At 66.6% G+C, this 10667-nt stretch carries 10 protein-coding genes, 2 tRNA genes and 1 pseudogene; 6 read left to right on the forward strand and 7 right to left on the reverse strand.

What is annotated here, in order from left to right; all coding sequences use genetic code 11:
- Positions 1-249: 249 nt before the first annotated feature.
- Positions 250-2625: a phosphoenolpyruvate synthase gene (gene ppsA / locus LDO11_RS15555; RefSeq protein WP_232142341.1), complete on the reverse strand. Its 2376-nt coding sequence runs from the start codon at positions 2623-2625 to the stop codon at positions 250-252.
- 106 nt (positions 2626-2731) lie between these two features.
- Here ppsA and ppsR point away from each other — a divergent pair, with 106 nt between their 5' ends.
- Both ppsR and LDO11_RS15565 read left to right on the forward strand, forming a co-directional pair.
- Entirely contained in the window at positions 2732-3571 is an 840-nt protein-coding gene (gene ppsR, locus LDO11_RS15560) for a posphoenolpyruvate synthetase regulatory kinase/phosphorylase PpsR (protein WP_232142342.1), read from the forward strand.
- A 97-nt stretch (positions 3572-3668) separates the two neighbouring features.
- Positions 3669-4157, forward strand: a complete 489-nt coding sequence (locus tag LDO11_RS15565) for a DUF1249 domain-containing protein (protein WP_232142343.1) — start codon at positions 3669-3671, stop codon at positions 4155-4157.
- Between the two features lie 16 nt (positions 4158-4173).
- Here the strand turns inward: LDO11_RS15565 and LDO11_RS15570 are convergent, their stop codons facing one another.
- The 6 genes and pseudogenes from LDO11_RS15570 to LDO11_RS15595 form a co-directional block, all read right to left on the reverse strand.
- Positions 4174-4839, reverse strand: a complete 666-nt coding sequence (locus tag LDO11_RS15570; protein WP_206733291.1) for an SAM-dependent methyltransferase — start codon at positions 4837-4839, stop codon at positions 4174-4176.
- Positions 4836-6197 (reverse strand): APC family permease, encoded by a 1362-nt coding sequence (locus tag LDO11_RS15575; RefSeq protein ID WP_232142344.1) that lies wholly within the window; start codon positions 6195-6197, stop codon positions 4836-4838. The genes LDO11_RS15570 and LDO11_RS15575 overlap by 4 nt, the downstream gene beginning before the upstream one ends.
- A 146-nt stretch (positions 6198-6343) precedes the next feature.
- Positions 6344-6419: transfer RNA gene (locus LDO11_RS15580), tRNA-Glu, on the reverse strand.
- Between the two features lie 43 nt (positions 6420-6462).
- A tRNA-Ala gene (locus LDO11_RS15585) sits at positions 6463-6538 on the reverse strand.
- A gap of 110 nt (positions 6539-6648) precedes the next feature.
- Positions 6649-8159: pseudogene (locus tag LDO11_RS15590) on the reverse strand (copper-translocating P-type ATPase); the annotation flags it as partial.
- A 44-nt stretch (positions 8160-8203) separates the two neighbouring features.
- On the reverse strand, positions 8204-8629 hold the full coding sequence (locus LDO11_RS15595) for a MerR family transcriptional regulator (RefSeq protein ID WP_232142345.1): 426 nt from the start codon (positions 8627-8629) through the stop codon (positions 8204-8206).
- A 41-nt stretch (positions 8630-8670) separates the two neighbouring features.
- Between LDO11_RS15595 and LDO11_RS15600 the strand changes: the two genes are divergently transcribed.
- The 4 genes from LDO11_RS15600 (at position 8671) to LDO11_RS15615 (ending at position 10588) form a co-directional block, all read left to right on the forward strand.
- Positions 8671-9027 carry a mercuric transporter MerT family protein gene (locus tag LDO11_RS15600; protein WP_232142346.1) on the forward strand — a complete coding sequence of 119 codons (357 nt, stop codon included), beginning with the start codon at positions 8671-8673 and terminating at the stop codon, positions 9025-9027.
- 8 nt (positions 9028-9035) lie between these two features.
- Positions 9036-9323 (forward strand): heavy-metal-associated domain-containing protein, encoded by a 288-nt coding sequence (locus LDO11_RS15605; RefSeq protein ID WP_232142347.1) that lies wholly within the window; start codon positions 9036-9038, stop codon positions 9321-9323.
- A complete protein-coding gene (locus LDO11_RS15610; protein WP_255683533.1) occupies positions 9253-9528 on the forward strand; it encodes a GDCCVxC domain-containing (seleno)protein in 276 nt (91 codons plus the stop codon). Before LDO11_RS15605 ends, LDO11_RS15610 begins: the two co-directional genes overlap by 71 nt.
- Positions 9529-9622: 94 nt before the next feature.
- Positions 9623-10588 carry a hypothetical protein gene (locus LDO11_RS15615; protein WP_232142348.1) on the forward strand — a complete coding sequence of 322 codons (966 nt, stop codon included), beginning with the start codon at positions 9623-9625 and terminating at the stop codon, positions 10586-10588.
- Positions 10589-10667: the final 79 nt, after the last annotated feature.

A 10667-nucleotide genomic window follows, 5' to 3' on the forward strand; every position in this document is an offset into this window, starting at 1 on the left:
CACCGGGGGGTGTGCTCCCAGCCGGCCATGGATGGCCGGCGGCCGGCCGTGGTAGCTGGACGCGGACTCCGGCCGGGGGAGCACACCCCCCGGTGCGCGCGACGGGGGCGCGCGTCGCAACGGAGTAATTCACCGGCGTGCCCGAGCAGTCCAAACGTCTGCCATCGCCCCGACGCGGGAGAACGCTCCACAAAAAAGCCGGAGCCCTTGCAGGCCCCGGCCTTTTGTACAGCTGTCACCGCAGTGGAATCAGCCCTGCGCCTTGAGCTTCGCCAGCCGCAGCCAGGTGTCGACCACCGTGTCCGGATTGAGCGAGACCGACTCGATGCCTTCCTGCATCAACCACTCCGCAAGGTCCGGATGGTCGCTCGGCCCCTGGCCACAGATGCCGATGTACTTGCCGCGGCGGCGCGCTGCCTGGATGGCCATCGACAGCATCTTCTTGACGGCAGGATCGCGCTCGTCGAACAGCCCGGCGACGATCGCCGAATCGCGATCCAACCCGAGGGTCAGCTGGGTCATGTCGTTGGAGCCGATCGAGAAGCCGTCGAACATGTCGAGGAACTCGTCGGCCAGCAGTGCATTCGACGGCACCTCGCACATCATGATGACCTTGAGCCCGTTGTCACCCTGCTTGAGGCCGTTCTGTGCCAGCACGTCGAGCACCTTGCGGCCTTCGCCCAGCGTGCGCACGAACGGGATCATCACCCAGAGGTTGTCCAGCCCCATGTCCTCGCGCACGCGCTTGACCGCCCGGCACTCGAGGGCGAAGGAGGGTGCGAATGACGGATCGACATAGCGGCTGGCGCCGCGGAAGCCGATCATCGGGTTTTCTTCCTCCGGCTCGTACTGGCGGCCGCCGAGCAGGTTGGCGTATTCGTTCGACTTGAAGTCGGACATGCGCACGATGACCGGGTTCGGTGCCACCGAGGCCGTCAGCGTGGCGATGCCCTCGGCGAGGCGGTCGACGTAGAACGACACCGGATCGGCGTAGCCGGCGATGCGCTCGTCGATTGCCCCCTTCGTCTTCGCATCCTGGCGGTCGTATTCCAGCAGCGCACGCGGATGCACGCCGATATGGCTGGCGATGATCATCTCCAGGCGCGCCAGGCCGATGCCGGCGTTGGGCAGCTGGCCGAAGTCGAAGGCGCGTTCCGGGTTGGCGACGTTCATCATGATCTTGAGCGGTGCTTCCGGCATCGACGACAGGTCGGTCGTCGTGCGTTCGAAGGGCAGCTCGCCGTCGTAGATGATGCCGGTATCACCCTCGGCGCAGCTCACCGTGACCATCTGGCCATCCTTGATGCTGTCCAGCGCGTTGCCGGTGCCGACCACGGCGGGTACGCCCAGCTCGCGGGCGATGATCGCGGCGTGGCAGGTGCGGCCACCCCGGTTGGTGACGATCGCCGCGGAGCGCTTCATCACCGGCTCCCAGTCCGGATCGGTCATGTCGGCGACCAGCACGTCGCCCGGCTGCACCTTGTGCATGTCGTCGAGCGAACGCACCACGCGTGCAACGCCTGAGCCGATCTTCTGGCCGATCGCACGGCCTTCGGTGACCACCGGGCCGCGCTGGCCCAGCGTGTAGCGCTCGATCTGCGTGGCCTTGCCGCGCGACTTCACCGTTTCCGGGCGCGCCTGCACGATGAACAGCTTGCCGCTGACGCCATCCTTCGCCCACTCGATGTCCATCGGCCGCTCGTAATGCTGCTCGATGGTCAGCGCCTGGCGTGCGAGTTCCTGCACATCCTCGTCGGTGATCGAGAACTTCGCACGCAGCGCGGCGGGGGTGTCCTCGTTGCGCACGCGCTCGCCCGGCTGGTCGGAATAGACCATGCGGATCTGCTTGGCGCCCAGCGAGCGGCGCAGGATCGCCGGCTTGCCCTGCCGCAGCGTGGGCTTGTAGACATAGAACTCGTCGGGATTGACCGCGCCCTGCACGACGTTCTCGCCGAGGCCGTAGCTCGAGGTGATGAACACCACGTCGCGGAAGCCGGATTCGGTGTCGAGGGTGAACAGCACGCCCGAGGCGCCACAGTCCGAACGCACCATCAGCTGCACGCCGGCCGACAGGAACACGTCCTCGTGCTTGAAGCCGTGATGCACGCGATAGGCGATCGCGCGGTCGTTGTAGAGGCTTGCGAAGACCTCCTTGACCTTGACCACGACGTCGTCGGCGCCGGTGACGTTGAGGAAGGTTTCCTGCTGGCCGGCGAACGAGGCATCGGGCAGATCCTCGGCCGTCGCTGAAGAGCGCACCGCCACCGCAACCTCGCCACCGCCGTTGTCGGCGCACAGCTTCGCGTAGGCGGTGCGGATGTCCTGCTCCAGGCCCGGCTGCAGCGGCGCCTCGATCACCCAGCCACGGATCTCGCCACCGGCGGCGGTCAGCGCGGTGACATCCTCGACATCCAGCGTGGCCAGGCGGTCGAAGATGCGCTGGTGCAGGTTGTTGTGGGCGATGAAGTCCTTGAACGCATCGGCGGTGGTGGCAAATCCGCCCGGCACCGAAACGCCGAGCTGGGCCAGGTTGCCGATCATCTCGCCAAGCGAGGAGTTCTTGCCGCCGACCTGGGCGAGGTCGCCGAGTCGCAGGTCGTGCAGCCAGAGGATATTGGCGCTCAAGGGAGGCTCTCCATGGGTGTTTTCGGAAGGCGAAGCGGGTGTCGCGCGGGACGCGGCCCGGCGAAGGCGCTATTTTAGCCCTCGCGAACATTGGCGCGGAGTAAAGATGGCCCAGGACTCGAACCATTCCCCGGTGCGGCCGGTGTTCTACGTGTCCGACGGTACCGGGATCACCGCCGAGACCATCGGCCACAGCCTGCTGACGCAGTTCGTGGGCTTCCGCTTTGTCACCGACCGCATCCCCTTCGTCGACAGCGTCGAGAAGGCGGAGCAGGCAGTGGCCGAGATCGGGCGCGCGTGCGAGCACCACGGCTACCGGCCGATCGTGGTGAGTTCCTGCGTGGACCCGGCCATCAACGCCGCCCTGGCGCGCAGTGGTGCGCTGATCCTCGACGTGTTCGCACCGTTCATCGCGCCGATGGAAGTGGAGCTTGGGGTGGCGCGCGAGTCGCGGGTCGGCCGCGCGCACGGGATGGTGGACTTCGACACCTACCACCGGCGCATCAACGCGATGAACTTCGCGCTGGCGCACGACGACGGCATCGCGCTGAACTACGACGAGGCCGACGTGATCCTGGTGGCGGTGTCGCGCGCCGGCAAGACGCCGACCTGCGTGTACCTGGCCCTGCACTACGGCATCCGTGCAGCCAACTACCCGCTCACCGAGGAGGACCTGGAATCGGACCGGCTGCCGCCACGGCTGCGCCCGTACCGTTCCAAGCTCTACGGGCTGACGATCGATCCGCAGCGCCTGCACCAGATCCGCCAGGAGCGACGGCCCAATTCGCACTACGCCAAGCTCGAGACCTGCCGCACCGAAGTGGCTGCGGCGGAGACGATGCTGCGCATGGAACGCATCCCGATCCTCAGCACCACGCATGCGTCGATCGAGGAGATCTCCAGCCGGATCCTCGAGGACCTCGACATCAACCGCGAGATGTTCTGACCGGCGCTCCGCATTTCCTGAACCCCATGAACGGCGGGCTCAGGTGCGGCGTGCCCCGTGCGGCCAACGTTGGCGATCCGGCGTGTAGGATCGATCCATGTCCCGATTGATGCTCCGCCAGCCCCGCATCCCCCGTCTCGGCCGCCTCGGCTGGCTGATGGGTCTGTACGCCGAGAACCACACGCGCCTGGTGCGGCTGTTCGAGCCGGGCGGACTTGCCCCCGGGCGTTACCTGTCGAGCATCGGCGATGGCCTGGATGTGCACCTGGACGTGCTCGACCAGCACCGTTACACCACCGAGCTGCGGCTGTCGTACGGACTGGTCGATCCGCTCACCGGAGAGCCCGATCCCTCCGCCTATCTGCGCCTGTACCGCGACGCCCGCCAGGTCGAGGCTACGCACTGTTACGTGGGGCGGCGCTGGCAGGACGTCATCGGCATGTTCCCGCCGCCGGCCGAGGTGATCGGTCACCGCATGCGGATGAACACCTTCCTCGGCAAATGGCTGCAGTACCTGGCCGAGCGCGGCCACGGCGTGGCCACGCTGGTGCCGGCCGGCGAAGCGGAACCGCTCGCCGAAGCCTGACCGCAAGCCCCGCGCCTCAGCGCTCGGGCACCGTCCACAGGTAGATCATGCTGCTGTCGCCGACGGCGCGGGTCTCTTCGGGCTCCCACTCGTTGGCCATGTCGAACGCGTGGCTGACGATGCGGGTGCCGGGCCTGAGTTCGCTCAGCAGCTTCGGCCGCAGGCGCACGTTGAGGCTCTGCAGCAGGTACAGCGTGACCACCGTGGCCTCGCTGATGTCGGTCTCGAACAGATCCTCCTCGCGAAACTCCACCAGGTCGGTCACGCCGGCCTTCTCGGCGTTGGCGTTCGCCTCGCGTATGCGGATCGGGTTGATGTCGATGCCGACGGCGCGGATGCCATGCTTCTGTGCGGCGGTGACCGGGATGCGGCCATCGCCGGAGCCGAGGTCGTAGAGGATGTCGTTGGAGTCCACCCCTGCCAGTTCCAGCATCGCGTCCACCACCGGCTGCGGGGTGGGGACGTAGATCACGTCGGGTTCGCGGCTGGGTTTCGGGATGTCGACTTCGGCATAGGGGGAGGGCGGTTCGGTGGCGGCGGAGACGGGCTGCATGTCCTGCGCGTCGGCGGTGGCGGTCATCGCGGCGTCGCTGGTGCGTTCGGCCGGTGTCGCCTCGTCCGCGCAGGCTGCCACCAGGGGCAGGCACAGCAGCAGACCGGCGAGTGTCTTCGGGAAGCTCATGGTGACTCCTCGGTGCGGGTGGACGGTTCGAGGAACAGCAGCAGCACCCCGCCCAGCGCCAGTACGCCGACGCCGACGAGTGCGCCCATGCCTGTATACGCCAGACTGGAGTACAGCAGGTAGGCGCTGGTCGCGCAGAACAGCAGTGGTAGCAGCGGATACAGCGGCACCCGGAACGGGCGCGCGCGCGCCGGATCACGCCGGCGCAGCACGAACAGCGACAGGCCGACCAGCAGGAAAAACAGCCAGAACACCGGCGCCGTGTACTCCACCGCGGTGCGGAAGCCGTCGATGGCGGTGGCGGCAAGGCCGACCAGCAGCAACGAAAGCACGCCCTGCGCGAGCATCGCCGCGCGCGGGGTGCCGTGCTGCCGGTCCCAGCGGCCGATGAAGCCGAGCGCCGGGAAATCACGGCCGACCGCGTACACGCTGCGCGCGCCGGTGATCATGGTGGCGTTGGCCGACGTCAGCGCGGCGGCCACCACGATCGCGCTCATCACGGCTGAACCCGTCGGCCCGAACGCGGCACGCACCAGGTCCGCCGCCCCCGCATCGGATGCGGCCATGCCGCCGAGGCCCAGCACGCGCAGATAGGCGAGGTTGACGAGCAGGTAAAGGGCCGCGATCACGATCAGGCTGAGGACCAGGATGCGCGGCATCCAGCGCCGCGCATCGCGCACTTCCGAGGTAATGTAGACCGCCTCGTTCCAGCCGCCGTAGGTCAGCAGCACGAACACCAGCACCAGCCCGAGCGAGCTGCCGTCGGCGCCGCCGCCGAAGTGCGTGGGGGCCGCCGCGGGCGCGAACAGCAGGCCCGCGACGATGATGAGCAGCACGCCCGCGATCTCCACCGCCGTCAGCACGTTCTGCACCGTCGTGCCCTGGCGCACGCCCCACCAGTTCACCGCGGTCAGCACCACGACGGTGGCGGCGGCATAGAGCGACGACGACCACGGGCCGAGGTCGAACAGCTGCTGCATGTAGTCGCCGATGACATAGGCCAGCAGCACGATCGAGCTGGTCTGGATGACCGTCAGCCGTGCCCATGCATAGAGGAACGCGGGCCGCCTGCCATAGGCACGGCGCAGGTATGCGTAGTCGCCACCGGCCTGCGGGTACGTGGTGGCGAGTTCGGCGTAGCAGAGGGCACCGACCACCGACAGCGCGCCGCCGACCAGCCACGCGACGAGCATCATCGCCCCACTCGACGATGCGCCTGCAACCAGCGACGGCGTGCGGAAGATGCCGGCACCGACCACGATGCCGATGGTGATGGCGAATGCAGCGGCCGGCCCCAGGGTGGGGCGCGGGTCATGTGCGGCGGTGGTGGCCGCAGCGGCCTTGGGATCGGGTGGCATGCTGCTCCAGGGTCGCGGGCCGTTCGATGCACGGCGGGGTGCACTGCACGTCGACCCGCGATTGGAGCAGGCAATGGATTGGAAATCCGTTAATCGGCACAAACGAAAAACGCCCGCGGTTGCGGGCGTCGTTCGTCGTGTTCGCTTGGCGTCCCTACGGGGATTCGAACCCCGGTCGCCACCGTGAAAGGGTGGTGTCCTAGGCCTCTAGACGATAGGGACGTGGTACTGCGAACACGTTTGCACCGGCCTGTGGTGCGTACCGTGGTGGAGCCAGGCGGGATCGAACCGCCGACCTCCTGCATGCCATGCAGGCGCTCTCCCAGCTGAGCTATGGCCCCGTTGTGTCGGGAGCGGAATTGTAAGGAGGCCCTCCGGGAAGCGCAACAGGTTTTGTGGATTTTGTTTCGCACGCGTGCGTGTGCACGTCGAGCACGTGGAACGGCCGCGATCAGCGTGCGGATGCGTCGACCTCGTCGCCTGCATCAGCTGCAGGCGTTCGCACCCGCAGACGCAATGCGTTGCCGATCACCGAGACCGAACTCAGGCTCATCGCCAGCGCGGCCAGCATCGGACTGAGCAGGATGCCGAAGACGGGGTAGAGCACGCCTGCAGCAATCGGCACCCCGACCGCGTTGTAGACGAAGGCGAAGCCGAGGTTCTGCTTCATGTTCGACACCGTGGCTTCCGACAGCGCACGCGCGCGGACGATGCCACGCAGGTCGCCCTTGACCAGGGTGACCTGGGCGCTCGACATCGCCACGTCGGTGCCGGTACCCATCGCCACGCCGATATCCGCCGCCGCCAGCGCAGGCGCGTCGTTGATGCCATCACCGGCCATCGCCACGCGCCGGCCCTGCGACTTCAGGCGCTCGACCAGTGCGACCTTGTCCTGCGGCCGCACCTCGCCATGCACCTCGTCGATGCCGAGGCTGCGCGCGACCGCACGCGCGGTGGTCCCGCCGTCGCCGGTGGCCATGACGATGCGCAGCCCGAGGCCACGCAGCGCCGCGATCGCTTCCGGCGTCGAGGCCTTGACCGGATCGGCCACGGCGACGAGCCCGGCAAGTGCGCCATCGACGGCCAGGAACATCACGCTGGCGCCCTCGGCCCGCAAGGCTTCGGCGGGTGCGGCCAGCGGGGCAGGGTCGACACCCTGCTCGGCCATCAGCGCGGTGTTGCCGAGTGCGATCGCGCGTCCGGCCACGTGGCCGCGCACGCCGATGCCGGTCGATGACTCGAAGCCCTGCGGCGTTTCCAATGCCAGATCGCACTTGCGGGCTTCCGCGACGATCGCCTCGGCCAGCGGATGCTCGCTGCCCTGGTCGATGCTCGCGGCAATGCGCAGCACCTCGTCGTGCGTCCAGCCCGCGACCGGCACCGTTTCCCGGAACACCGGCCGGCCTTCGGTGAGCGTGCCGGTCTTGTCGACGACGAGCGTATCGATGCGGCGGAAGTCTCGATCGCCTCGGCGTCGCGGAACAGCACGCCGGCCTGCGCGGCGCGTCCGGTGGCCACCATCACCGACATCGGCGTTGTCAGGCCGAGTGCACAGGGGCAGGCGATGATCAGCACCGACACCGACGTAAGGATGGCGTAGGTCCACGACGGCTCCGGCCCGGTGAACCCCCAGACGAAGAAGCTCACGACGGCCACGGCCAGTACCGCCAGCACGAACCAGCGTGCGACGGTGTCGGCCATGCGCTGCATCGGTGCCCGCGAGCGTTGCGCCTGGGCCACCAGCTGCACGATCTGCGCCAGCACGGTGGCCGAACCGACCTTCTCGGCGCGGATCACCAGGCTGCCCGAGGTGTTCATCGTTGCGCCGATCACCGGGTCACCCGCCTGCTTGAACACCGGCACCGGTTCGCCGCTCAGCATCGATTCGTCGATATGGGAGCTGCCCTCGAGCACGCTGCCGTCGACCGGCACTTTTTCGCCGGGGCGCACGCGCAGGCGGTCACGAGGGTCGGCAGGGATTCGTGTAAAAACGGGCCGAAAGTGAGCTAACTGCCTGTCGCAGCTGGCTTTCTTGGCCGCTCCAGAAAATCGAGGGTTGGGCAGTACTCTCCCGCCGGCACTTGGGCGCACCGCGCTACTTTCTGTTCGAGATCCCTCTCCAGCTGTCGCAGCTCGCGGATTCGTAGACGGACATCGGCGAGCTTTCGCTCGGTCAATTGACGGGTCTGCTCGCAAGAACGCTCGCCTGTGATCTGTAGCAGGCCAGCGATCTCGTCGAGGCTGAATCCCATCATCTGAGCGCGACGGATGAACTGAAGCCGATTGACATCGTTTTCGTCGTAACGACGCACGCCTCCTATCGGTCGCTCGGGTTGACGCAGCAGCCTACGTCGCTGGTAGTAGCGCACGGTTTCGACATGCACATCGGCCGCCGCCGCCAGCCGGCTGATCGTAAACGTGTTCGGACGCACGGCTTGACTCCGTACCTAGGTACAGAGGCTAATATACTCTGATGCAAACAACCCCGGCCAAATCGTCTGTTCCAGCCATCGTTGGCGCGAGCATCGCCGCCATTGGCGCATCGGTCTGCTGCGTCGTGCCGCTGGTGCTGGTCCTGCTGGGCATCAGTGGCGCCTGGATCGGCACCCTGACAGCTCTCGATCCCTTGAGGCCCTGGTTCAGCGCCGCCGCCGTACTGTTCTTGGCCGTGGCGTTTTGGATGCTGTATCGACCGGCGGCACGGTGCGGTGTGGATGGCAGTTGCATCGCCCCGGACGCTCTGCGACGCAGGCGACGTTGGCTCTGGTTGGCGACAGCCCTCATCGTCCTGTTGCTGCTGTTTCCCTATTACATCGTCTGGATTCTGTAGGAGGCGCGATGCACAAGTGGATACTGGCCCTGGTGGCTGCTCTGTCGGTCGGTGCCGCTCTTGCGACGCCCGCAACCGTAGTGATGCTCGATGTTGAGAACATGACCTGTCCCGCCTGCGGCATCACCATCAGGAAGGCGCTGGAGAAGGTGCCGGGCGTGGCCGATGTGAAGGTGGACACCCGGGCTGAAACAGTCACGGTGACGTTCGAATCGAGCCAGACGGATGCAGCCGGAATCGCGCGTGCAGTCACGGAAGCAGGCTTCCCGGCCAAGGTGCGGACTCGCGGTGAGTGACGTCAAGCTGGAAAGCGTCTTGACCTGCCCGGAGTGCGGCCATCGGGCGACCGAGACAATGCCCATCACAGCGTGTCAATTCTTCTATGAGTGCACGGGCTGTGGAGCGGTTTTGCGTCCGCATCAAGGCGACTGCTGTGTGTTCTGCTCGTTCGGAACAGTGCCATGTCCACCGATCCAACAGAACAATCCCTGTTGTGGTTGAACCGCGGACTCCGATAATAGTTGGACAGACAGGCTGCGAGATCGACTGTGCCACCCTGGAAAGCGCGCCGCTCAACCAGCGGTGTGCATGCGAAGTGGTCGACATCCTCCGTCTGCACGAGTCGATCCGGGGTGCCTTTCCGGAGTTCACGACTGATCCCGCCGTACACGCGCACTTATTTTCACCCTATGCCTTGTTCGTTGATCGGCCCGCGTTGGAGGCCATGGGACGAGTCGCGGCGGCGGTCTTCGACGTCGCAGGAAACCCGGGATATAGCCAACGGGTCCTGCAATGGGCCCCTGACATTGCAACCCATGATCCGGGTTCGGCGGGGGGCGTCCTGGGTCTGGACTTTCACCTGACGGTCGATGGGCCGCGGCTGATCGAGGTCAACACCAATCCAGGCGGTCTGCTCCTCAATGCCTTGTTGCTCGATGCCGTGCGGTCTTGCGCGCCGCCAGCATGGGCCACCTGGACCAACGCGGCCCAAGCGCGTGATGCGGCCGTCACGGCCTGGATGGAGGATGCTCGGCAGCAATCCGGGCGCACGCCGTCGCGCCTGGCCATCGTGGACAGCACTCCGCGAGCGCAGTTCCTTTACCCCGAGTTTGAGCTGTACGCGAACGCGTTTCGGGACCATGGCGTGGACTGCGTGATCAGCGCTCCCGAGGATTTGTCGTTTGGTTCGGACGGGCTTGAGGATGCCCACGGTCGAATCGACACTGTCTACAACCGGTTGACCGATTTCGCGCTCGAGGATGCCTCGCATGCAGACATTCGTGAGGCTTACCTGGCAGGGGACGTCGCGCTGATGCCGCATCCGCGTGCCCACGCACTGTTCGCCGACAAGCGCAACCTTGCGGTGCTGGGAGACCCTGTCCTGCTTGGTCGGTTCGGGGTCGATGCGGGTTCGACGGCACTGCTGGGCCAGGTGATCCCGCCCACGGTCGAACTCGTGCCCGCGAACCGGGATGCGCTGTGGGCCGCGCGCAATGGCTATTTCTTCAAGCCTTGGACCGCCCAGATTTTCATAGACACTCATCGGCCGCTTTGCGCGTAGCGCCTTTCGAACTCTACCGGTGAGACATCGCCAGCGGAACCATGCCGACGAACCGGGTTGTAGAACATCTCGATGTAGT

The sequence above is a fragment of the Alterluteimonas muca genome, assembly GCF_021191595.1.
In the GTDB taxonomy this organism is placed as follows: Bacteria; Pseudomonadota; Gammaproteobacteria; order Xanthomonadales; family Xanthomonadaceae; genus Luteimonas; species Luteimonas muca.